This window comes from Sporomusaceae bacterium ACPt (assembly GCA_041428575.1).
Lineage (GTDB): Bacteria > Bacillota > Negativicutes > Sporomusales > Sporomusaceae > Sporomusa_D > Sporomusa_D carbonis.
In genome coordinates, this window is sequence record CP155570.1 from 2,976,512 (window position 1) to 2,996,829 (window position 20,318).

The following is a 20,318-nucleotide window of genomic DNA, read 5'->3' on the forward strand; positions in this document are numbered from 1 at the left end:
TTATACCAAACCCATGCAAATTGAGCAGCCCTGCGACCCGCACAGGCCGCAAGGCTGCTCTGTGCTTAAATTTACTTTCGTCTCTTCCTGCTGTTACCTTCGGGCTGGTAATTCATCTTGAGTGCATTTCGCGCTTTCTCGCCTTGTTTTACAATACACTCCGCCCCGCATACTTCTACCGGTGTAATTAAATATTCATAGCCGCTTTTGGTTTTCTTTTTCTTGGCTTTCGGGCAGAGCTCGCAATCAATCAACCTTTCCACCTTCATCCCAATTCCATAGCCCCTGCTGCCCCTTGACGGGCACCGGCCAAATCCAGGAAAACACATCCATATTCATACCTTCACCGCCTTTCTATATTCCAACAAGCGCAATATCCGGCGGATCGTTTATATCCCGGCTGAACCAGGCATACTGAGGATATTTCTCCAAAATCTCTTCCACCGTATCATAGTGCTCCACTTTATGAGGCGGATTCGCGCCCCGGTGAAAGGTAAGCACAAATCCGCCAGCAGGAGCAGTAAAATCCGGCGTTCCCGGACCCTTTGCCCAAAATCCCTTCCATTCCCGTATGACTACGGTTTCAAACCTGTTTTCCACTCATGAACCCTCCCCGTCAAAAAATCTCACATTTATAGCGAAAGCAGCCTGCTTTAAACAGAACTGCTTTCACTATAGAAATCTCTATGATTAGTTAGCCGCTTGCTGGCGTCGTTCCAGCATGGCCTTCAACCCGTCGATCAGGCCAATGGCCTTTTGCTTTGGCAGCCATTCCAGCTTTGCGACCCCAGTATACTTGAGCAAAAACCCTTCCAGCCGTTTCGGGCTGCCGTCCCAGCCTAACTCCCGGGCGAGCTGCTCAATTTTCCATATCTGCTTTTCCGTCGCCATATTGGCCGGGCGGCTCGGTTTGGCCTGATTTGTTTTAGCCTCCAGGCGGTCAATAACCTGGATAGCCTCCGTTTTGGTAAGCCCCGATATGCTGGGCCTGCCCGACACCTGCGCGGCAATACTGCGGACTGTATCCTCATCAAGATTTTTTTCCCGCGCTGCCGCCCAGATTTTCCGGATTTGGCTATCAGTGATGTTCACCGCAATCGCCTCCTATGGCGAAGCGCAGCCATAAGCTCCTGCCATTCCTGGACCATCCCGATTGTCCAATATTCACGGGCAACTTTGTACCGCTGGGCAAAATCACCGTCAAACAGCGCATCAATTCCAAAAACATTGCCGCCTAAGAGCCGGGCTTCCTCTTCCTCGCTTAATGGCTCCGGCATCTTCCGGCCGTCCTTGTCCATTACGCACCCATCCTTTCTTCCGCATCGTCGGCATCATAGTTCAGCGCAATACTGAGGCTATCCTCAACCCAAATGCATTTTTTCAGCTTTTCAACGTCAAGCGTTGCCAGATCAAAATATCGTTCAATCAATTCCAGGTTTTTCGCCTCTTTGATTGCGTCCAGTTCCTCTTCCCGGTCGCCCGTCACGCCCATGCTCTCCAGGACCGCCTTGTCCTTTTTGAAATCGCCTTTAAGCTTTTTTCGGGCTACCTTGATTTGCTTTTCATCCAGTCCCATACCGGCCAGGATACCATCCAGATCATGAACGCCATACTGCCCTTTATACAAGGCAATCAGCGCCTCTTTGAAACGTCCTTCAACATCAAACTTGACTTCTTCTTTCCGGACAACCTTGTCTTTTACCAGTTCGCCAACCACTTCCACCAGCAGGGCAAAGTTGTCGACTTCAAATTTTTCCTTATAGACCGCCTCGCAATTGCCCGCCTTGCCGAACAATTGCATATACTTGATGTTTTTATTTTCCATGTCGGCCAGCGCCAGGCTTTGCAAATCCGCCTTGATGCCGTCCAATTCCTTCTTGTACCGTTTTATCAGCTTATCCAGCTCCACGGCCCGGTCAACTTTTTCCGCGATTGTCAATGAAACGCGCCTCCTTACAGTTGTTTGATTTTAGCCACGCACGATGCGCAAATTTGACGGCCGTTATGGACCTTTAACCCCTCGTCGGATGTGCAGAAAATGCATGAACCGGCTATGCGCTTAATAATCAAATTCCCTTTTGCATCCACGGAAATGTCAATCCTTTCCTCGCCCTCAATCCCGTATTGCCGCCGCAGCGCCGCCGGGATGGAAATATTGCCTTTGCGTCCGATTTTTTTCTGGAAATTCATTTATCATCCATCTCCTTTTTTAATCTTTCTTTACTTGCCAGTACCGTATCTCCAACCGGTCGCCGGGATAAACACTTTTGCGGGGCGCGCCGTTCTTTTCGCGCTCCACAAACACCCGGTCGTAATTCAGTTCATAGATGCCCTCAATAAACTCCGGCATGTACCGGTCCGGTGTAATGTACTTTTCGGCAATCGTCCACAGCGTTTCCCCTTTGGATACCACATGGGTAACAACCGCCAGTTCTTTTTTGACATTCTGCTCGCCTGAGCATGCGCCGCACAGCAGCACCGCCACAATCAGCAGTAAAACGACCAGGGCTGCAGCTTCCAGCCGGTTCCGCCTATTGCGGGAAAGCTTCATCGCGCTTCCCCCTCTCACAATCAAAGCATTGGCAGTAATCGCCTTCCGGGTCAAGATAAACCACGCAGTCGCGGCACGGATTATGGTCTTTGGCGGCGACGCACAGCGCCGCTGCCAAAATTCCCATTGCCGCTCCCGTAAAGCACCCCATCAGAAACAGGAGCATCTCTTATCCCTTCTTTCTTCCGTAACATAGACGGTCGTCCCGGCACACCGTAGTCCAGCGCTTTGCTTTATTGGTCGCCACCCAGGACCACTGGTACAGGTCCAACACCTTGCCGCAATTGGCGCAAATGCGATATCCGCCTTTGTAAGCCGGTTCGGGCTGCCCAATTCGATATCGCCGTTTTTCTTTCCCTGTGTTGCGCCGTTTACTCCGCTTACGCATTGGCGGAAAGTACCGCACCCTGCAGCGCCGGGGAGCGTAGAAGGTCTTCGGTAATCTGCTTGTCCCCAATCGCTTCAAAAATAATACTGAGCATTGTCCGGGCTACCCGCAGGCCGCCGTCGCCATGCTTGCGTCGGATGATGCTGATCATTTTTTCCCGCGCTCCGTTCGTCAGGTTCACCCGCTCCAGGAGCCGCAAGGCTTCCTCCCTGGTCGGCATATTCACCTGCTGATAAGCCCCGAACCGGTTGTGAATGCGGGCAAGCTTACGCTTGTCCACGGCCATCCGCAAAATATATTCACTTAAATCTTCATTGCCGATCAAAACAATCCCGATGTTTTTTGTGCCGTCCAGTATCGTGCGCAAAATCTCCAGTTTTCCTTCGCTGCTCAGTTGGTCCGCTTCATCAATGATTATCAGTCTGGGACGCTCCTTGAGTTCCGCGCAAATCCGCTCGACCAGTGTGTCCGAGTCCGCGCTCGCCCAAATGCCAATCGCCTTGGCAATCCGTTTCAGGATTGCCTTCCGGGTCATGCAGCCATTGGCCGTGATGAGAATTGCTTTTTCAAAATTATCGGGCCGTTCCATCCAGCATTGAACCGCCGACGTTTTGCCGCACCCCGAAGGGCCAACCACCATGCCGAAATTCTTGGCTTTCCAGGCCGTATCCAGCACATACCAGGTGCGTTTCCACGCTTCTGTAATCAGCATATCAAGCTGATTGACACTTTTGATGTACAGGGATTCCGGTTCAACCTGCAGCGTTTCTTCGTCCCAAATCCCCAGCCGCTTAAGATACACGCGCACCGCTTCGACAAATTCATCGCTGGGTTTAAAACTATCGTCATTGATATACCGGCTGACTTGCGACCGGCTAAACCCCACTTCCCGCGCGATGGTTTCAATCTTTGTCCCGTTTTCCCGCGCCAGTTTCCAAACCAGCTTGCGTTCCCGTTCCCAATGGGTCATATCAATACTTTCCAGTATATCTTGCGATACAACTGCCAACTCGGCCATGTAAATTCCCTCCCCCATAATTTCGGGCTATCGCCCGCTATATCAGATTACAGGCTTTCAAATTACAGATTACACGGGGATATAAGCGGAGCGGAACCCGATGCTGTTGCTCGAATCCGTGCGGGCGTTATCCAAGTACAAAGAGAACACGCCAGCGTACGCGGCGTCGTTCCAGCCGCCACCACGGATCGGAAGTGATTCGCCTTCGCAATCAGCCCAAAAGTAATCAGTAAATTTGGCATCGTCGGCCGGAAACAACGCAAGGGCTTTTGCAATATCCGGCACCTGAATATCAGTCTCTAAATCCATGAATTTCGTGCCGCCCCAATCTTCGCCCGCATCCTCCGTGGTAAGTTTCACCCCGTTATCGGTTAATGCATATTTCAGGTTTTTATCCCCTAGCAGGATGGGCTTCCACTCGTCGCTAGCAAGGCTTAAGTCAATGGGTTTAGCGGCGTTATTGCCTTCTATGATTTGGATTTCGCCGTCCAGCAGCCGGAGGCCCGAAACCCATTCCCATACATTGCCGTTCAGGTCAAATATCCCGTATGGAGTATGGTCATGCGACCACGCTGCCGGTCCGGAGCCGGTCAAAATCTTGCAGTCATCAAATACAACGCCTTTTTCGCCCCGGTGGCTGTAATCGCATCCCCAATGGTTATTCCCGCGCGGCAGCGTATTGTTTTTCTTGCTGAGCAGGGCAACGGCCGCCCATTCGGCATTGGTCATCAGATGCCACCCCGGCCCTTTGGCGGCGCAAAGTTCGCGCGCCGTATCAAAATTCACTTTGACTCCTGGCCGTTGGAACGGCAGGCTGTATGCCTTACCGTCGATTATGGCGTTTTGGTACTGGGAGATATAAATTTCATCGATCTCCGCACCGTCAACGATGAAGGCGGGGTGCGTTACGTCCGCCGCCCCCGGTATAACATCAGAAAGTTTGAATTTCGGTATCCTTACCATCATGTTGGGCTTGCCCGTGTTGTCCAAAAGAACCTTATTGCACATACTCATTTCTCCTCTCATATTGTCCTCCCCAGGATCATGGCCTCAATCGGGTCGAGTTCCCGCTTCGGCTCGCATGCCTCTTTGACCGCCGCTATCTTTTGCCGTTTGGCCTTTTCCTTGGCTACCTGCCGTCCAGCCTGATCCAGCGGCGTGATTGCGGGCAGAAGCCCTTCCGTGCTGGCTGCCGTTCCCGGCACCATCCGCGTACCGGCCGCCTTCCTTTCCGCCGTAACCGTTTTCAGGCTGTCGAATTGCTCCTCATTCCGCCGCATCCGTTCCCTGATTTCCTTCTTACGCTGGCTGCGGCGCTTCATAACCTTCTTCACATCGTCCTGGCAGGCACCGTATTGCATCAGTTCCGCATTGGTGGCCGTACAAATAAACCCGCCTTTTACTGTGAAGATATGAATTTCGCCAATCCGGCTGGGGTCGTAGCGGATAATGACATCCTGACCGGCCAGCGCATCCAGCGCATTGTGCCAATACAGGCGGTTGAAGCGGCGAATGCCTTCCTTGTACACCTTGGCTTTTTCCTTGACGCAGCGGAGAATGTCCAGCGTGCGCGGGTCGGGCCAGCCCGGCCGTGCTTTAGGCCCTTGTAAATGGGCAACCAGCGGCGCTTGCTTGATTGTGCCGTGTTCGTTTTCTATGTATTCATTCAAAATCCACTGTTCAAACCGTTCCGCAAATTCGACCAGGCCCAAAAGCTTGCCTTGTTTGCAAAGCTTTTGCTCATCAAACCCGGCCGGGCGCTCTTCCGGCTCTGATCCACACCATCCGGGCATTTCCGGACTGAATTGCCGCGCCACGGTGCCAAACCAACGTTCAATATGCGCTTTTGCTTGCGGCCAGTACGGCGTGGCAAACACCGTCTTGACGCCCAGGTGCGTGCACAAATCCAGCGATTCCGGCGACATGGCAAAATCCTTGGATGCCAGTCCTTTTTTCAGCCGCGATTTATAATCCTCGCCATTGTCGATATACACCGTTTCCGGAATACCGCCCATTTCCAGCGTCTCTTCGATAATTTCGCCGTCCTCTGTAATCCGGATGCGCTTCTTAGGCGTCATCATATGCGCCATTGCCAAGGCTATCGTCTCTCCATTGGCCTGCGTTGAAACCGTCCAGCCCACCGGGCAGCGGCTTTTTACGTCAAACCACATTGTCACCCACGGCCGTACCGGCGCCCCGCCATACTCGATGAACACATCAAATTTATGATGGTCGCCCATCACAATCTGCATCACGCGCTCCGGCTCCGCCCGCGTTCCGTGCGGCGCGTATTTTTCCAGCCATGCCTCTTGCCCCTTCCGGGTATAGCAGCATACATCCGGCTCAGTGTCCTCCAGGTACTGGATAAACCTAAAAACCGTCGCCCGGGAAGGGCTGTCCATTCCGGCTTCATTGCAAAACTTGACAACCTTCCGGTATACCGCCGCCGCTTTCGGTTCGCCAGGCGCTTGATAAAATTTCCGAATGATTGTTTCCAAGTCCGGATTGATTGCCCGAAAACTCTTTCCGGCTACCACCGTGGGCCGTTTTCGCAAAAGGGCATATATTCCGGCTTCACTCTCTTTTATCCAGCGGTAAATCGTCGCGGCGTTAACACCTTCCCTGGCCGCCAGCGCCTTGATCCGTTCCGTCACGTTTTGCTTTGAGTCTATGACGGCTTTAGCCTCTGCGACCACGTCATACTTGTATTTCGCCTTGCCCATCTCTTTTTCGAACGCCTCCTTTCCTGCCACATCGATATATGCCGCCGGATTTACCGCGCCGCCCTTTATCTGCGCTCCTTCACGTTTCTTAGCGCCGGTGATGACCGGCGCCGGCAAGGCAGGATGGGAGGCTTCTTCCTCTTCCGCTTGAAACTCTTCTGCCGCCGCCATGCGCCGCTGCCAGCGGACCCGCGCAGAAGTCGAGAGTGAATGCGGGTCTACCATCCATTGACGGCCGCCTGGCGCGCCGGTATTGCATCTCATTTTTCGCGCGTTAATCTGACCATTGCGGATTTTTTCTCTTATCTGCCTTTCCGATATCCCTTCCAACTCGGCCGCTACCGCTACCGTCACCTGTGATCTGGCAAGCCCCATATCATCCCTCCTTCCAGGTACAGTCTTATTTGAAAGTTAAAATTATGTTATACTGAATATGTCGGTTTAGGTGCCGCATTTATGCACCAGCGGCCTTTTTGGCCGCTCTTTTTATAGCAAAACTGCCCTGCGCATCTTGGAAAGATATTGACGGGCCTGTTCTTCTTGTTCCAAGAGCTGCCGCTTGGCTTCCTCGATGCGGGCCAGCTCAAGGAGAATGACCTCTTCACTCTTGATAAAGCTGCCGCCGCATGCTTTGGAAAAAAGTTCGGCAATCGTGTAATCGCCGGTCGCCCAGCAAAACGCCGGGCCATACTCCATAGGGAACCGGTGCGACTCTTTCGACTCCGCCGTCCAGGCGTTCAGCATGGACTCGGTGATCTCGACGCCGGTGTATTCACTCATCCGTCCGGCTACTTCCCACCGTTTGCACGGTGCATTTTTCAGAGCCTGCGACAGCGCTTCTTTAATCCGTTGTTGCAAGTTTAGACTGCCCGGCATAGGTCCTTGGTCCTTTCGCGCTTCAACCTCTTCGATGATGTCAAAAATGGATAACTGTTTTTCCTGACCCATGTCTAATTTTCGTTTCAACTTAGACATTGCGGTTCACTCCAACTCTCCCGTATAATGAAACATGACAAAATGATTTACCCAAAATTAACCAGCGGGAAAAGAGTGATGTATCTCCCCCCCTTTCACCCGGTGAAGCCTAGCCGTTAGGACCGGCTAAACTTCACCGCCGGATTTACGCCGCCTGCTCCGGCCAGATCGTCGCAACCGGTCTGCCAAGGATAGCGGCAATTTCCTCCCGGATTTTTTGACTAACGGAGTCTCCTGAAATTACTCGATTCACTGCCGCTTGCGAAACGCCAAGGCTGCGGGCAATGTCTACTTGTTTAATCTTCCGCAGGATAAGCTCCGCGCGAATCTCCTCTGGCGTCAAGCCTGGCATGGTATCACCCCTTTCTTTCCTGGCTGTCGCGAGCAAGTTGTTTTTGTGCGGCAACAACTGCTTCCAATGCCACGCAGACAAAATCCGCTGCCGCCGCCTGTCCGTCCGTCTCTGGATACATAAGGCCAGCCTTTACAGACATTAGGTACTGTTTTGCATCATCAAGATGCCGCTTTACACGTTCCATCCCGCCGATGTAGAACACTGGATATTGTTTCACCTCCTTTCAGAAAGGACTGATGCTCGTGTTTATCTTTCATTGCCACGCTTGTAAGGAAACATTCCAAATTGCTTTAGAAAACCTCGCTGATAGGCAGAACATCATCTGCCAAAATTGCGGCCAGCCGTTTCCCGAACAAGCAGTTGCAAACTTGCAAAAACTCGGCCGCGCCTACCGCGATGCCATCGATAATTTAAAAAGTACCAATTATCGCCGTCATGGCTGGAGTATATCCATCGCCGGTAATCCCAACCGCCGTCCCGGTGAATCCAATGACCACGCTCCATCTACCCCAGATAACCCGCCATTGTCTTTTTGGGAAGAAGAAGCAAAACGCGAAAAATCAACTATCCATTTCACGAAGAAAAAGTAGGAACCGTTTTGGGAGTCAGGACGCAAAACACTTTATCATCATTAAATACATAAGCCTCACTTAAATCTTGCATATAATAACGTACCAGCACATTCTCTCCGATGAAATCTGTCATAGCATCATTCCAAAACCAACCGTGCAGAAGAATGCCACACGGATTGACGTACACTATTTCTGTTTTAAAATCAAAAATATTAAAGTCATTTTTCTTGCCCCTGTTTACGCGGCAATCTCGCATCTCCAAACCAGCAGCCGTATTGTGCAAAGTTAAAATTCCTCTTCTGCCGTTCAACCCAGCTTGTTCCAAAAGCCCTGCAATAGCTGACATGCACTCATCCTTACTCATGCTTACTTTGTCCCCCTTTAAGTTCATACTTTTCATTCCCCTTTCCGTACACCCCTCGACTAAGAAATAAAGCGTTTTTCCTCAATCAGTTTAACCCCGGACGGCATCTGCACCTCCATGCGCTCCAGCTCCGGCTTGCGCTCCTTCCAATACCGGGCAATCGAAGACTTGGTAATACTTTTACCGGTTTGTTCCCTGACTGCCGCTGCGACGTCCTCATAAGGCATACTATTACGTAAAAGTTCGTCTACTATATGTCGCAGTCCAAGTTTCTCTACTTTGAAAATCTTACGGCGGCCTTCGCGCCCAATTTCTTTCATTACATGCATGTCTTCCTCTGAGCCCGCATTCCGCTCCAGCGTTTCCACCCTGGCCGTCAGCGCCGCCAAAATTTTCAAAGTCTCCTGCTGCATCTCCATTAACTTCTGCTGGCCGGCCACTAAAGCTCCCACATCCGTACCCGGCGCCGCATACACGCCCGTCTGCCGAATGGCTGGCAGCACATCATGCGTTACCCAGCGTTTAAACTGCTTGGCTTCCGGTTTGCGGCTGCCCAGTACAAGGTTGTACAAGCCTGGCTCATTGACGATGTTGGCAGTCTGTTTACGGCCTAGTGAATCGATGATGTCGGTTGAATCTACCTCATCCTCATCAAGCCGCTGAATTGCATCACGTGCATTCTCAATTTCCAAGCACTCGCAAACATCCTTGGCGATGAACCAAACCGCTCCGTCCTTCATTATCGTCCGCACCGGCTGCCCCTGGTATTCAAACACCTTTTCCAATGCCTGCATACTATTTCACCCCCTTTCTAACTCATTACGAAAGGAATGATTCCATGGAAACACATGTCGAAAACGGCAAAACCTACTATGGAATTGATATGGATGACCTATCAGATCGCTTATCTATTTTTTTGAAACAAACATTACCGGCTGTCCGGGCCAAAAAAATTCTTTCTTTCATCGAACCCATTGACCCAAACCGCCTTGATGAAGAACGTGTCCGATACTTGCCTAAAGTAGACAAGCTGCTGCAAAGCTTGGTCTTAAAGACCTCCATAGAAAAAACCATCCCTATTGTCACCTCTTCATCTCTTATTGTTCATTACTTTTTAGTCGAGCGGATCTGCTTCGCTTTGCAAACCATCATTAAGATGAAAGCAATTGCATCAAGTCCAATTATTCGCATTCCATTTTCACCGGAAACCGAACCCCTTTGTCTTCGTTTTCTAGTAGACAAGACGCCTGTTTACCTTTCTGTTGGGCCGTTATTGCGGGATGATTCTTTGCTGCTGCTTCGGCAAGCATCTCATTGGCAATTTCCCACATCAAACGATCCCACTCATCTGACCCGTAAATAAGCGGACCTTCTATCTTCCTTAGCATATTGTTTCACCCCCTTTCCCTACGCCCCCGCCCTGGTCTCACACACCGGGCCGGGTAATTCTCGGCAAATTCACCTTCTGGCAGTATCTGCCTACTGTCGCAAGACTCACCACGACCCCCATTGCCGTCAGGGCTTGCGTAATCTCCCGGAGACTGCGCCCCTCCCGGCGCATACTCAACACAACCTCCGCCATGCCCGCCTTATTGATTTTCTTAGGCCACGGCTTGCGCTCGGCGGCCTCCTCCAACGCCAGCACCTTTGCCTGAATCAAATCAAGCTGCACATACACATTTTGCAGCAGTTCCCGCACACTCCCCGCCTCAGCGGACACGGCCACAATCGCCCCCGTGCGCAGCCCCTCCAGGATGTCATACACAAAGTCGTAAAACGCGTCCGCTTTCGGCTGCGTCGAGTGCCGGCATATTTCATAAATGCCCCGGGCGCTGTATAAATAGGTGTTGTATTCCTTACCGTCAGTAGTACGAATTTTTCGTACCACTGAGAATTTATCTAAACGTTCTTTATGCTTCTTATGCATATCACTAAGTGCTCGTTTAGGATTCGGATACTCCAGCGCCCTGCCGATCTGCTCCCGCGTCATCGCAATATCATTGCCCTGGCGGTAAAAATCACAAGCCACATTTCCAAACATCGCCGACCGGACTAACTCCAGTTCCCCCACGTTCTTCACCCCCTTTCTCATACACCCCCGCCCTGGTCTCGCACACCGGGCCGGGTCTGACTTTTTGGAGTTATAAAATTAACTACATTTTTATTTTAGTATCTATAAGTACTTTTGTCAATAAAAAAGTACCATTAAATACTTATTTTAAATACTAATAAATACTGAAAGTTGGTGCTGTATGTCTGAAAAAACAGATTACACCGACGTCGGGTCACGTTTACGTGAAATCCGCGAAAAATCTAGAGCCAAAAAAATAAGCCAAAATGCCTTTGGTGAACAATTTGGCGTCTCACAGTCATATATAAAAAATGTGGAAAGCGGTTCAAAGCCTAGTCTTGAGTTTCTAATTAATGTCGCTACTGCCTATGATGTTTCACTGGACTGGCTGCTCCTTGGCCGGGAACCAGGTGAACACCAGTACCAGCAACTCCCAGGGCGTGTTAACCGCTCCAACGAGCAGGAATCTGACCCGGACTTAAAGGAATGGATAAGCTTTTTTTACAGTGTTCCTCCCGATGCACGCCCTCTTCTTATCGGCACCGTCCGTACTCTTCTTCAAAATTCTTATGCGCCTAGCAACCCCAACAACGCCCCGTCGACCTTGCCGAATACAGGAGGAGACGAACACGCCGCCGCCAAAAGTGACATTGCTTAATCCGTTTTATCCCCGTTTATCTCACAAAATGCAAAAAGTCGGCATGTAAAATACACGCCGACTGCATAAACCATAACCCATATATTTTCAATTAAAAATGATTTGACTCGTTAACCTCTGAATATTCTAAGACTATGCAAAAATTGAGCATTCTCCCGTAATTCTCTTAACAACTCCGCCGTTATTTTTCTGCTGTCTTGACTGCACTCCTCTACTAACATCAAATTTAACTTCGCAAACTCACGCAAAAAACAATCTACTTCTTCGATACAATGCATTTTCATTATTCTCATCCCCTTTTTTGCAATTTCATTCCTTGCAATCATTATATCATATGCCTAAATACACTTTCTCCCGCATGAGTGAGAGTATAATCGAATGCGACTCAATGCCATTGAGTCGCATTCGCAAAAAAGCCTTGAGCCTACATAAATTCTGGCTTTATTGGCTTTTATATTTTTTACCATTATGTTATACTGTCATTGAATAAGACATATTATTATTTTTTTAATTTTTATGTCTAACAAATTCAAGGGGCTGATCACATTATGGAATATGTGGAACCAATCCGCGACCGATGCAAAATTGAAGCTATGAAACGTTATCTAAAAGGAAAAAACTTGCGTGATTATGTGCTATTTACTCTCGGTATCAACAGCGGCCTGCGCATTTCCGACCTATTACAACTACAAATTACCGATATTTTCGATCAAAAAGGTAAAGTTAAAGACCGTCTCGAATTAAAAGAACAAAAAACTGGCAAGACAAAAGAATTCCCCATCGCTCCCCCCGCCCGCAAAGCATTAGAAGAGTATATCTCTGCCAAGCAGCCGGACCATTGGCTCTTTCCCTCACGAAAAAGCGCTGGCCCGCTTGACCGGCGCCAGGCGTGGCGTATCCTCTCCGAAGCGGCCGCCGCCGTCGGCATCCCCGGCCGGATCGGCACGCATACCCTGCGAAAAACCTTTGGATACTGGGCCTTCAAGCAAGGCGTGGACATTACCCGTATTCAAAAACTTCTCAACCACTCGTCACCAGGCATCACGCTAGCCTATATCGGCATAACAAAGGACGAACTCGACGCCGTTTATATCAACCTAAACCTTTAAAAAACTGCATAAAACATTATATTTTTGTATATTTATTCATATTTGTGGATAACTATATTTTTTTAGAAATTTAAGTGCAAACCGCCCGAAAATATAGATAAATCAAGACTTTCTGCAAAACTTCCGAACTTCCGAACTTCCGAACTCCGACTTCCGAACCTAACAAGAGAAAGTAGTTAATTTTTCTCGCACCTCACCGGTTAAAACCGGTTAAAATAAAAAAACGTCAGAAAGTCTCAAACCCTCTAACGCTTGAAAATTCTACATTCTAACACTATGCTGTTGTACCGTTACTAGACCTAACGCCGCGTTATAACGCTGTGCATTCCAAATGGACAGTTATAAAAAATGTTTTTTCACATCTTCTTTTTTGCATTTTCTTTGCGACAATCAAAACTATCCACAACCATCACAACGCCCCGCCAACCCGCATAAGTCCTAGCTTAACCGACTTTTCCCGCCTAATTCCCACTTATCCCGTATTTCGCATTATATTTGATATTCTACATAAACAAAGAAGGCATAGAGACAATTTGATTGCTCAAATTGGCCCCTATGCCTTGGTACATCTTTTTTACTTATTGTAAATCAAAACAAAACGATTTACAATTGTATTCTGAATAAGAAAAGTGCTTATATCCGGTTTTTGTGCAAAATTAAGCACCCTTGTTTTTGTTTTAGGACTCCTTTACAATTTATGATGTAGCATATTCGATCAATGGAGATGATTATATTTGGAACACATACAGTCTCCAAATCATCCGGAAATACTTTTGGTAGATGATACACCGGAACATATAGAATCTGCGGTATCCGTGCTTCGTGATAACAATTTCAAAGTCAGAATTGCCACTAAAGGAAGTACGGCTCTAAAATTGCTGAACCAACGCCAGCCTGATTTGATTCTTTTGGATGTATATATGCCTGAGATGGATGGTTTTGAAATTTGTAAAATCATAAAAAACGATAGTAATTATCATAGTATACCGATTATATTTTTAACTTCCAGCAATGACGAAGACAGCATCAAGAAAGGATTTGAACTCGGCGCTCAGGATTACGTGGTCAAACCCTTTAATATTTCGGAACTATTGGCCCGTGTGCACACGCATATCAAACTGAAACAGCAGACGGAATCGTTGCTGCAAGCCAACCGGGAGCTTGACAGTTTTTGTTATTCGGTTTCTCACGATCTCAAAGCTCCTTTGTTGTCAATCAGTAAACTGACCGAGTATCTTGCGGCCGACTATTCCGATAAACTGGATTCTGACGGCCGGGAACTCATCGCCAACATCCAGGAAAAATCAAAAGAAGTCATAAACATCATTGACCACTTGCTTGAATTTTCCCGTATGAGCGAAATGGAAATGAAAATCGAATCAATCAATCTGGAGCAGTTATTCCGGGAAGTATACGGTGAACTTATAAAGTTGGAACCGCTAAGACAAGTGCAATTTACCATTCATCATCTGCCCATGATTCATGGTGACCCTGTAATGATAAAACTCCTTGTTCTAAACATCCTTTCCAACTCGTTAAAATACACGCGCAATCGAAAGACGGCAATGATCGAAGTCACATCGGCAGAAAGCGGCGCCGAATATATCATTTCAGTAAAAGATAACGGCGCAGGATTTGATATGCGCTATTCTTCCCGGCTTTTCAACGTCTTTCAGCGCCTTCATTCCGATAATGAATTTGAAGGATCCGGCGTAGGCCTGGCAATAAGTCAAAAAATCCTAAAAAGGCACAATGGCAAAGCGTGGATCACGGGAGTGGTCAACGAAGGAGCCACTTTCTATTTTAGTTTGCCGAAAAAGGGAATTGGCAATGTTACTGGCAATATTCAACGTGATTCTTGCGGTAAGTTGCCTCGCAGGATGGGCAAATAATCCTGCCGCGCAGACAAAATCCGCCGTATCTGTACGAGCCGTTTACTTTGGTAAACTACGTAAAAAGCAATATATTTGCCGTCAAGAACAAACCAATAGCGATACCCCATCGTCTGCAAACGCTTGTCATGGATCATTGAACCAGCCTCCGGCAATGTTTCCAGCGTCATGATGTCCTGAGGGATTTTCTCCATCACTCGCTTGGCTGTAAGCGGACGGTCCTGCGGAATAAATTGTTTGATTTCACGGAGATCTTTTCTTGCAGGAGTCAAAACTTTGATCTCAAACGGAACCGCCGTCATATTAATCCAAATCCGCCATCAATTCTTTGGCCACATCAGCCAAGCGATGCCCTTCAAAGCCCGCATTCGCCTCAGCTTCCGCCTCCGCCAGCTTCTCATACAAGTCAAGCCTTGCTTTTAGATTTTCATATTCTTCAAATTGGGCTTCACTGATGATCACAAGCTGAGTTCTCCCGTTATTGGTAATGATGACCGGCCCTCCCCATACTTCAAAAATATCCTTTAGCTTGATTACCAAATCAGTAAAGACCTTCGATTTTATTTCTTCATCTTCCCCTAATATATACATATCCGGCTCACCGTAGTTCCCTTGCTCATGTAAACCATAGCTCATGATAGATTCTGTTTCAGGTGTGACTATCCAATATTCGCTTACACCTGCTTTTTCATACTTGTTTCGCTTTAACAGATTATCTCGCTTAGCTGAACTCTTAGATACGATCTCAACGATTAAAGTAGGGGCTCCACTATAACCGTTCTTATCTAATTTAGTCTTATCGCAAACAACGGCTAAATCAGATTCAACTACGTTTCTATTTTTCTTCTCGTCTGTCTGGCCATCTTCCAGGGGTAGCCTGACAGTAAACGGAGCCATAAAAGGTGTGCATTGTTTCCCGTGAAAAAAACTATGTAACTGGACATACAGATTGCCCACTATCTTTTAATGAACAGGTGAAGGTGTAGCCTGATTGTACGCTATCCCATCAATAATCTCCCACCGCTCATCCTCAGGCCAATTTAAATAATCCGCATAAGTTATACTCTCTCTGTTCTTTAGGTATTGGCATAGCTACCCTCCACTCTAAGAATTTACTTCGCCCGATAAATTATGTTATGCTAAAATAATAAATTAAGCATAACTTTACCATCACGGCAAACTTATGCTTAAAATCACTTCCTGTTTTTATAAAAAAATCCGGATTTGATTGGTGGAGGCGAGGAGAATCGAACTCCTGTCCAAAGGCATTACTGCACAGGCTTCTCCGAGCGCAGTCGGTGTTTTAAGCTTCGCGCCCTTGCCGCCCACAGACAGGCTGCGTTGGTGCTATCTCGATAAAGTTTCCCAGTCGGCTCTCCGAGAATTGAGCCTCAGGTATCCCGCTAATTGACGCCCTATCCTAGGCCGCGGGAGTGCGTAGGCAGGACGTTAGCATTAAGCTGCTAAAGCGTATTCTTCGTTTGCGTTTACTTTAATTCCACCGTATTACGGGCTGATGGAACCCCGGCTCGCTACCCATACCATAACTACCCCTGTCGAAACCAGTACGCCCCCGTTTTTTTCAAATACCTTGGATGGTATGTTTGTTTAATCCTGCAAACGTAAAGCACACTTCGTTTTTACTTATTATATCATAAATACATGAATCAACCAAATAAAAGTTTTACCATTTATATAGTATCCAATAAAGATTTACAGGCGTGTTGTTAGTATAAGCGTAAGTCAAGCGCCAGCGGTGGAGCGTTACTAACAACACGCCTAGAAAAAATCTTTATTGGATTTCATATATATTTCTGAAACACAGGATAATGTTGTATCTGTAACGAATATATTTTTTGTAAAGGAGTGATCCCCTGTGAAAGAACAATATTCCGGAGCATTGCTGGTAGCCGCTTCGGCCGCCGGTTTTGCCACTTTAGCTATTTTCATCAAATTTGCTTATGCCGCAGGCGCCAATACTATTACCATTCTCGCCGGGCGGTTTATCATGGCCTCAATATGCCTGACGCTCATCTTAAAACTGCGCAGTGTTTCCCTGGTCGTTGACAAAAAGATGGCACTCCGGCTGATTTTATTGGGCGCTTTGGGTTACGGCTCGATGTCCATGCTCTTCGCCTTATCGATTATGTACCTGCCCGCGTCACTAGCCGCCATGCTGTTATATACATATCCGGCCTTAGTCAGCACGTTATCGTTTGCTATCGGTGATGAACAATTGAGTTGGCAAAAGGGGGTGGCGCTGGCTGTCTGTTTCTCCGGCTTGTTTCTTGTTCTTGGCGTATCTTTCGCCAATGTCAGCATGATAGGCGTTATTCTTGGTATTGGTGCGGCTCTAGTGTACTCAGTCTACATAGTTGTTGGCAACAGACTGTTGAAAAATGTAAACCCGTCAGTTACCACTACTTATGTTTGCGCTGCTGCCGCCATTGTCTTCCTGCTGGCCGGCACGGTTACCGGCGAGCTTATCTTAAATCTGCCTGCTCAGGGTTGGCTGGCCATCACCGCCATTGCGCTTTTCCCGACCATCATTGCCATATTGACCTTTTTTGCCGGTATGAGCCGGGTCGGACCTACCAATGCTTCAATCATCAGCACCATGGAACCGGTTATGACCGTGCTGCTGTCGGTTGCGCTGCTTAGCGAAAAAATAACGCCGCTGCAAATTGGCGGCGGCATCTTGATCCTTTGCGGTGTATTAATATTGCAACTTTGGGCCGGAAAAAAAGACATTATCCGGACAGTTGAGCAATCTTAGCATTTATAATCATCCTTTTTGGCGATCACGCAAGGCCCGTTCCATATCGCGCTTAGCATCACGCTCAGCAATGTCCTGGCGCTTATCATATGTATGCTTACCACTGGCCAGTCCCAGTTCAACCTTGACCTTGCCTCTGGTGAAATACAGTTTCATCGGCACCAATGTGTAGCCCTTTTCTTTGGTTTTCCCAATTAATTTATTAATTTCATAACGGTGCAGCAATAGTTTACGAGTTCTGAGCGGTTCATGGTTAAAGCGGTTGCCTTGCTCGTAGGGACTAATGTGCAAATTATGCAGCATTACTTCGGCGTTTTCAATCCGGGCGTACGCGTCCTTTAAGTTGGCCTTGCCGGCCCGGAGCGATTTTACCTCAGTACCGGTCAGCACTATTCCGGCCTCATATGTTTCGTGAATATGATAATCGTGGCGGGCTTTCCGGTTTTCCGCCGCTATTTTTATGCCTGATTCCTTACTCACCGCTTCTCACCTCGCTACAATCCAGTTGACATGCATACCCTATTGTATATTATCTGCCGCTATCCGTCAATTACCAGCCACCGGTCTTTATATTATATGGACCGGTTATTTTTTCGGCTTGGACTTTTTTGGTTTTTCCGGGCCGACAGATTTCTTTTTGGCTTTTCCCCGGCCGGTTTGCGATTTGGTGGCAGCAGCGCTTCGTCCTTCGGAGTTTTTGAAACGCTTTTTTTCTCCGGAATCGCCAACAGGCGTCAACGTTTTGGCCGACTTCGACAATACAAAGTCGATTGTGCGTTCAGCCGGGTTTGTTTTAGCAACAATAACTTTTACGCTGTTGCCCAGTTGATAGATGGTACTGGTTCGCTCCCCGATCAGGGCGTATTGCTCCTCAACATATTGGTAATAGTCGTCATCAAGGCTGGAAACATGGACTAAACCCTCAACGCCGTTAGTGATCTCAACAAAGAAGCCAAAAGCCGTAACCCCGCTGATGATGCCGTCAAATTCCTGGCCAACAAATTGCGCCATATATTCGACTTTTTTCAGGTCGACAGTAGCACGTTCGGCTTCGGCCGCCGCCCGTTCACGTTCTGATGAATGCAGCGCAATTTCCGGCAGCATGACCGACAACTTCTGGCGGCGCTTGGCTGAGATGTCGCCGGTGGAAAAAGTCTCCCGGATAAGGCGGTGAACAATTAGATCCGGATAGCGGCGGATGGGTGAGGTGAAATGAGTATAATATGTCGCTGCCAAACCAAAGTGTCCAAGGTTTTCGGCATCATACCGGGCCTGTTTGAGGGAACGCAGCATGACTGTGCTGATGATGCGTTCTTCCGGTCTGCCGGCAATCCTGCTCAGCACTTTTTGCAGCGCCATAGGCTGAATTTCCTCGGTTTTAGGCAAACGCTGGCCAAAATTATTGAGTAAGACATTAAGTCTGGCCATTTTCTCTTCGTCAGGTTCTTCATGTACCCTAAACATTGACGGCACGCCCAGCCAGTGCATGTGCTCAGCCACGGTTTCGTTGGCCACCAGCATAAACTCTTCGATAATTGATTCAGCAATGCTGCGGACCCGTTTTTCTATAGCAATAGGCCGGCCTTCTTCGTCAAGTTTTACTTTAAGTTCCGGAAAGTCAAAATCAATGGCTCCCCGGCGCAGGCGACGCTCACGTAATATACGGCACAGCCGTTCCATATCTTCTAACGGCCCTACTAAGTCAGCATACTTGTGCCTGAGTAATTCATCATGCTCAGCTAAAATATGCCGTACGATGTTATAGGACAGCCTGGTTTTAACCCGGATAACACTGGGAAATATTTCATAGTTGATCACCTGGCCGCGCCCGTCAATCTCCATATGGACCGACAGGGTTAACCGGTCTTCACCCGCATTTAAGCTGCAAATACCGTTTGACAGCCTGGGCGGCAGCATGGGTAACACCCTGTCCACTAAATACACGCTAGTGCCCCGAGCTCTGGCTTCATTATCAAGCGGGGTGTTTTCCCGCACATAGTGACCGACATCGGCAATATGGACACCAAGGAGATAACGTCCGTTTTTGAGACGCTCAACATATACAGCGTCGTCCAGGTCTTTGGCGTCCTCGCTGTCAATAGTCACAATATTAAGCTCACGCAAGTCCCGCCGCCCTAATAAATCTTCTTCGCTGACCACCGTACTTACGCGGCCGGCAGCCCGTTCGACTTCAGGCGGAAACTCAGTGGACAGATTATAGTTTTTGATAATTGATAATATTTCAATCCCTGGATCGCCCTGCTGGCCCAGCACTTCGATAATCCGGCCGGCGGCGCTTTTTTGTTTTTGCGGCCACTCGACGATTTCAACAACAACCTTTGCGCCGGTTTTGGCCCCGTTAAACTCATCTTTAGGAATAAAAATATCGCGACCGATACGCCGGTCATCAGGCAGGACAAAACCAAAGTTACGGCTGGCTTCAAAAGTCCCCACCACTTTGTTGTTAGCGCGGGCCACCACCCGGATAATCTCACCTTCAACAGCTTTGCCGGAAACATGACGCCGGTGCATACGCGCAACCACGCGGTCACCATGCATAGCGCCGCCCATGGCGTCAGGAGGAATAAAGACATCGTCAACTTCAGGGTTCTCCGGCAGAATAAAGCCAAATCCCTTAGTTGTTGCTGAAAACTTGCCGACAACCAGGTTCATGCGGTCAGGCACTCCGTACTTACCAAAGCGGGTTTTAATGATGTCCGCATTTTCCTCAAGCTTGTCCAGTACCTGCCAAAATTCAGCCAGTTCTTTGCCGCGGATGTTCAGTTCGGCGGCTAAATCCTCGGCAGTAAGCGGCTTATAGGCTTCTTCCCGCATAAACTCCAATATTTTGTCAGCTAAGTTCATA

Annotated in this window: 29 protein-coding genes and 1 other RNA gene; 6 read left to right on the forward strand and 24 right to left on the reverse strand. The window is 48.4% G+C overall.

Annotation, left to right across the window (positions count from 1 at the left end; all coding sequences use genetic code 11):
* Positions 1 to 71: 71 nt before the first annotated feature.
* The 15 genes from SCACP_RS15505 to SCACP_RS15575 form a co-directional block, all read right to left on the reverse strand.
* A complete protein-coding gene (locus tag SCACP_RS15505) occupies positions 72 to 254 on the reverse strand; it encodes a hypothetical protein (protein ID WP_425058389.1) in 183 nt (60 codons plus the stop codon).
* Between the two features lie 100 nt (positions 255 to 354).
* Positions 355 to 600, reverse strand: coding sequence for a hypothetical protein (locus tag SCACP_RS15510; protein WP_425058390.1), 246 nt, complete (start codon positions 598 to 600; stop codon positions 355 to 357).
* Between the two features lie 90 nt (positions 601 to 690).
* Positions 691 to 1,092, reverse strand: a complete 402-nt coding sequence (locus tag SCACP_RS15515; RefSeq protein WP_425058391.1) for a regulatory protein GemA — start codon at positions 1,090 to 1,092, stop codon at positions 691 to 693.
* Positions 1,089 to 1,298 (reverse strand): hypothetical protein, encoded by a 210-nt coding sequence (locus SCACP_RS15520; RefSeq protein WP_425058392.1) that lies wholly within the window; start codon positions 1,296 to 1,298, stop codon positions 1,089 to 1,091. The genes SCACP_RS15515 and SCACP_RS15520 overlap by 4 nt, the downstream gene beginning before the upstream one ends.
* On the reverse strand, positions 1,298 to 1,939 hold the full coding sequence (locus SCACP_RS15525) for a hypothetical protein (protein ID WP_425058393.1): 642 nt from the start codon (positions 1,937 to 1,939) through the stop codon (positions 1,298 to 1,300). The genes SCACP_RS15520 and SCACP_RS15525 overlap by 1 nt, the downstream gene beginning before the upstream one ends.
* Before the next feature lie 14 nt (positions 1,940 to 1,953).
* Complete coding sequence (locus SCACP_RS15530) at positions 1,954 to 2,190, reverse strand: AbrB/MazE/SpoVT family DNA-binding domain-containing protein (RefSeq protein ID WP_425058394.1); 237 nt, start codon at positions 2,188 to 2,190, stop codon at positions 1,954 to 1,956.
* 19 nt (positions 2,191 to 2,209) lie between these two features.
* The gene (locus SCACP_RS15535; protein ID WP_425058395.1) at positions 2,210 to 2,551 is read right to left on the reverse strand and encodes a LysM peptidoglycan-binding domain-containing protein; all 342 of its coding nucleotides are present in this window, start codon (positions 2,549 to 2,551) and stop codon (positions 2,210 to 2,212) included.
* Positions 2,532 to 2,717 (reverse strand): hypothetical protein, encoded by a 186-nt coding sequence (locus SCACP_RS15540; protein WP_425058396.1) that lies wholly within the window; start codon positions 2,715 to 2,717, stop codon positions 2,532 to 2,534. Before SCACP_RS15540 ends, SCACP_RS15535 begins: the two co-directional genes overlap by 20 nt.
* 3 nt (positions 2,718 to 2,720) lie before the next feature.
* The gene (locus tag SCACP_RS15545; RefSeq protein ID WP_425058397.1) at positions 2,721 to 2,939 is read right to left on the reverse strand and encodes a hypothetical protein; all 219 of its coding nucleotides are present in this window, start codon (positions 2,937 to 2,939) and stop codon (positions 2,721 to 2,723) included.
* Positions 2,932 to 3,957, reverse strand: coding sequence for an AAA family ATPase (locus tag SCACP_RS15550; RefSeq protein ID WP_425058398.1), 1,026 nt, complete (start codon positions 3,955 to 3,957; stop codon positions 2,932 to 2,934). The genes SCACP_RS15545 and SCACP_RS15550 overlap by 8 nt, the downstream gene beginning before the upstream one ends.
* 69 nt (positions 3,958 to 4,026) lie before the next feature.
* Positions 4,027 to 4,965 carry an SUMF1/EgtB/PvdO family nonheme iron enzyme gene (locus SCACP_RS15555; RefSeq protein ID WP_425058399.1) on the reverse strand — a complete coding sequence of 313 codons (939 nt, stop codon included), beginning with the start codon at positions 4,963 to 4,965 and terminating at the stop codon, positions 4,027 to 4,029.
* Between the two features lie 14 nt (positions 4,966 to 4,979).
* Positions 4,980 to 7,055 carry a Mu transposase C-terminal domain-containing protein gene (locus SCACP_RS15560; protein WP_425058400.1) on the reverse strand — a complete coding sequence of 692 codons (2,076 nt, stop codon included), beginning with the start codon at positions 7,053 to 7,055 and terminating at the stop codon, positions 4,980 to 4,982.
* A gap of 111 nt (positions 7,056 to 7,166) precedes the next feature.
* Complete coding sequence (locus tag SCACP_RS15565; protein ID WP_425058401.1) at positions 7,167 to 7,655, reverse strand: hypothetical protein; 489 nt, start codon at positions 7,653 to 7,655, stop codon at positions 7,167 to 7,169.
* Between the two features lie 145 nt (positions 7,656 to 7,800).
* A complete protein-coding gene (locus SCACP_RS15570; RefSeq protein WP_425058402.1) occupies positions 7,801 to 8,007 on the reverse strand; it encodes a helix-turn-helix domain-containing protein in 207 nt (68 codons plus the stop codon).
* 4 nt (positions 8,008 to 8,011) lie between these two features.
* Positions 8,012 to 8,212 carry a hypothetical protein gene (locus SCACP_RS15575; RefSeq protein WP_425058403.1) on the reverse strand — a complete coding sequence of 67 codons (201 nt, stop codon included), beginning with the start codon at positions 8,210 to 8,212 and terminating at the stop codon, positions 8,012 to 8,014.
* 34 nt (positions 8,213 to 8,246) lie between these two features.
* Here SCACP_RS15575 and SCACP_RS15580 point away from each other — a divergent pair, with 34 nt between their 5' ends.
* On the forward strand, positions 8,247 to 8,600 hold the full coding sequence (locus SCACP_RS15580; protein WP_425058404.1) for a hypothetical protein: 354 nt from the start codon (positions 8,247 to 8,249) through the stop codon (positions 8,598 to 8,600).
* Here SCACP_RS15580 and SCACP_RS15585 read toward each other — a convergent pair.
* Complete coding sequence (locus tag SCACP_RS15585) at positions 8,584 to 8,946, reverse strand: Mu transposase C-terminal domain-containing protein (protein WP_425058405.1); 363 nt, start codon at positions 8,944 to 8,946, stop codon at positions 8,584 to 8,586. The two genes, SCACP_RS15580 and SCACP_RS15585, sit on opposite strands and share 17 nt — an antisense overlap.
* Positions 8,947 to 9,005: 59 nt before the next feature.
* On the reverse strand, positions 9,006 to 9,740 hold the full coding sequence (locus tag SCACP_RS15590) for a BRO-N domain-containing protein (protein ID WP_425058406.1): 735 nt from the start codon (positions 9,738 to 9,740) through the stop codon (positions 9,006 to 9,008).
* Positions 9,741 to 9,784: 44 nt separating this feature from the next.
* On the opposite strand from SCACP_RS15590, the gene SCACP_RS15595 reads away from it, so the two are divergent.
* On the forward strand, positions 9,785 to 10,309 hold the full coding sequence (locus SCACP_RS15595) for a hypothetical protein (RefSeq protein WP_425058407.1): 525 nt from the start codon (positions 9,785 to 9,787) through the stop codon (positions 10,307 to 10,309).
* Between the two features lie 63 nt (positions 10,310 to 10,372).
* Here the strand turns inward: SCACP_RS15595 and SCACP_RS15600 are convergent, their stop codons facing one another.
* The gene (locus SCACP_RS15600) at positions 10,373 to 11,017 is read right to left on the reverse strand and encodes a BRO family protein (protein WP_425058408.1); all 645 of its coding nucleotides are present in this window, start codon (positions 11,015 to 11,017) and stop codon (positions 10,373 to 10,375) included.
* A 181-nt stretch (positions 11,018 to 11,198) separates the two neighbouring features.
* Here SCACP_RS15600 and SCACP_RS15605 point away from each other — a divergent pair, with 181 nt between their 5' ends.
* On the forward strand, positions 11,199 to 11,675 hold the full coding sequence (locus SCACP_RS15605) for a helix-turn-helix domain-containing protein (RefSeq protein ID WP_425058409.1): 477 nt from the start codon (positions 11,199 to 11,201) through the stop codon (positions 11,673 to 11,675).
* A gap of 110 nt (positions 11,676 to 11,785) precedes the next feature.
* Here SCACP_RS15605 and SCACP_RS15610 read toward each other — a convergent pair whose 3' ends face one another.
* Positions 11,786 to 12,001: a hypothetical protein gene (locus SCACP_RS15610; RefSeq protein WP_425058410.1), complete on the reverse strand. Its 216-nt coding sequence runs from the start codon at positions 11,999 to 12,001 to the stop codon at positions 11,786 to 11,788.
* A 222-nt stretch (positions 12,002 to 12,223) separates the two neighbouring features.
* On the opposite strand from SCACP_RS15610, the gene SCACP_RS15615 reads away from it, so the two are divergent.
* Together SCACP_RS15615 and SCACP_RS15620 are read left to right on the forward strand one after the other, a co-directional pair.
* Positions 12,224 to 12,784: a site-specific integrase gene (locus SCACP_RS15615; protein ID WP_425058411.1), complete on the forward strand. Its 561-nt coding sequence runs from the start codon at positions 12,224 to 12,226 to the stop codon at positions 12,782 to 12,784.
* A 734-nt stretch (positions 12,785 to 13,518) separates the two neighbouring features.
* Positions 13,519 to 14,676 carry a hybrid sensor histidine kinase/response regulator gene (locus SCACP_RS15620; RefSeq protein ID WP_425058412.1) on the forward strand — a complete coding sequence of 386 codons (1,158 nt, stop codon included), beginning with the start codon at positions 13,519 to 13,521 and terminating at the stop codon, positions 14,674 to 14,676.
* Here SCACP_RS15620 and SCACP_RS15625 read toward each other — a convergent pair.
* From SCACP_RS15625 to ssrA, 3 genes are all read right to left on the reverse strand, one after another.
* A complete protein-coding gene (locus SCACP_RS15625) occupies positions 14,631 to 14,978 on the reverse strand; it encodes a type II toxin-antitoxin system RelE/ParE family toxin (RefSeq protein ID WP_425058413.1) in 348 nt (115 codons plus the stop codon). The two genes, SCACP_RS15620 and SCACP_RS15625, sit on opposite strands and share 46 nt — an antisense overlap.
* Before the next feature lies 1 nt (position 14,979).
* Positions 14,980 to 15,633: a Uma2 family endonuclease gene (locus SCACP_RS15630; protein WP_425058414.1), complete on the reverse strand. Its 654-nt coding sequence runs from the start codon at positions 15,631 to 15,633 to the stop codon at positions 14,980 to 14,982.
* Positions 15,634 to 15,905: 272 nt separating this feature from the next.
* Positions 15,906 to 16,251, reverse strand: a transfer-messenger RNA (tmRNA) gene (gene ssrA / locus SCACP_RS15635).
* A 301-nt stretch (positions 16,252 to 16,552) separates the two neighbouring features.
* On the opposite strand from ssrA, the gene SCACP_RS15640 reads away from it, so the two are divergent.
* Complete coding sequence (locus SCACP_RS15640; protein WP_425058415.1) at positions 16,553 to 17,452, forward strand: DMT family transporter; 900 nt, start codon at positions 16,553 to 16,555, stop codon at positions 17,450 to 17,452.
* Between the two features lie 9 nt (positions 17,453 to 17,461).
* On the opposite strand, the gene smpB is transcribed toward SCACP_RS15640, so the two are convergent.
* Entirely contained in the window at positions 17,462 to 17,932 is a 471-nt protein-coding gene (gene smpB / locus SCACP_RS15645; protein WP_425058416.1) for an SsrA-binding protein SmpB, read from the reverse strand.
* A gap of 105 nt (positions 17,933 to 18,037) precedes the next feature.
* Positions 18,038 to 20,317 (reverse strand): ribonuclease R, encoded by a 2,280-nt coding sequence (gene rnr / locus SCACP_RS15650; RefSeq protein WP_425058417.1) that lies wholly within the window; start codon positions 20,315 to 20,317, stop codon positions 18,038 to 18,040.
* Position 20,318 lies beyond the last annotated feature (1 nt).

Coding starts and splice junctions, on each gene's coding strand:
- SCACP_RS15520 (WP_425058392.1), bottom strand. CDS start 1,298: ATGGACAAGGACGGCCGGAAGATGCCGGAGCCATTAAGCGAGGAAGAG.
- SCACP_RS15530 (WP_425058394.1), bottom strand. CDS start 2,190: ATGAATTTCCAGAAAAAAATCGGACGCAAAGGCAATATTTCCATCCCG.
- SCACP_RS15535 (WP_425058395.1), bottom strand. CDS start 2,551: ATGAAGCTTTCCCGCAATAGGCGGAACCGGCTGGAAGCTGCAGCCCTG.
- SCACP_RS15540 (WP_425058396.1), bottom strand. CDS start 2,717: ATGCTCCTGTTTCTGATGGGGTGCTTTACGGGAGCGGCAATGGGAATT.
- SCACP_RS15545 (WP_425058397.1), bottom strand. CDS start 2,939: ATGCGTAAGCGGAGTAAACGGCGCAACACAGGGAAAGAAAAACGGCGA.
- SCACP_RS15550 (WP_425058398.1), bottom strand. CDS start 3,957: ATGGCCGAGTTGGCAGTTGTATCGCAAGATATACTGGAAAGTATTGAT.
- SCACP_RS15555 (WP_425058399.1), bottom strand. CDS start 4,965: ATGTGCAATAAGGTTCTTTTGGACAACACGGGCAAGCCCAACATGATG.
- SCACP_RS15560 (WP_425058400.1), bottom strand. CDS start 7,055: ATGGGGCTTGCCAGATCACAGGTGACGGTAGCGGTAGCGGCCGAGTTG.
- SCACP_RS15565 (WP_425058401.1), bottom strand. CDS start 7,655: ATGTCTAAGTTGAAACGAAAATTAGACATGGGTCAGGAAAAACAGTTA.
- SCACP_RS15570 (WP_425058402.1), bottom strand. CDS start 8,007: ATGCCAGGCTTGACGCCAGAGGAGATTCGCGCGGAGCTTATCCTGCGG.
- SCACP_RS15580 (WP_425058404.1), top strand. CDS start 8,247: ATGCTCGTGTTTATCTTTCATTGCCACGCTTGTAAGGAAACATTCCAA.
- SCACP_RS15585 (WP_425058405.1), bottom strand. CDS start 8,946: ATGAGTAAGGATGAGTGCATGTCAGCTATTGCAGGGCTTTTGGAACAA.
- SCACP_RS15590 (WP_425058406.1), bottom strand. CDS start 9,740: ATGCAGGCATTGGAAAAGGTGTTTGAATACCAGGGGCAGCCGGTGCGG.
- SCACP_RS15595 (WP_425058407.1), top strand. CDS start 9,785: ATGGAAACACATGTCGAAAACGGCAAAACCTACTATGGAATTGATATG.
- SCACP_RS15605 (WP_425058409.1), top strand. CDS start 11,199: ATGTCTGAAAAAACAGATTACACCGACGTCGGGTCACGTTTACGTGAA.
- SCACP_RS15610 (WP_425058410.1), bottom strand. CDS start 12,001: ATGATTGCAAGGAATGAAATTGCAAAAAAGGGGATGAGAATAATGAAA.
- SCACP_RS15615 (WP_425058411.1), top strand. CDS start 12,224: ATGGAATATGTGGAACCAATCCGCGACCGATGCAAAATTGAAGCTATG.
- SCACP_RS15625 (WP_425058413.1), bottom strand. CDS start 14,978: ATGACGGCGGTTCCGTTTGAGATCAAAGTTTTGACTCCTGCAAGAAAA.
- rnr (WP_425058417.1), bottom strand. CDS start 20,317: ATGAACTTAGCTGACAAAATATTGGAGTTTATGCGGGAAGAAGCCTAT.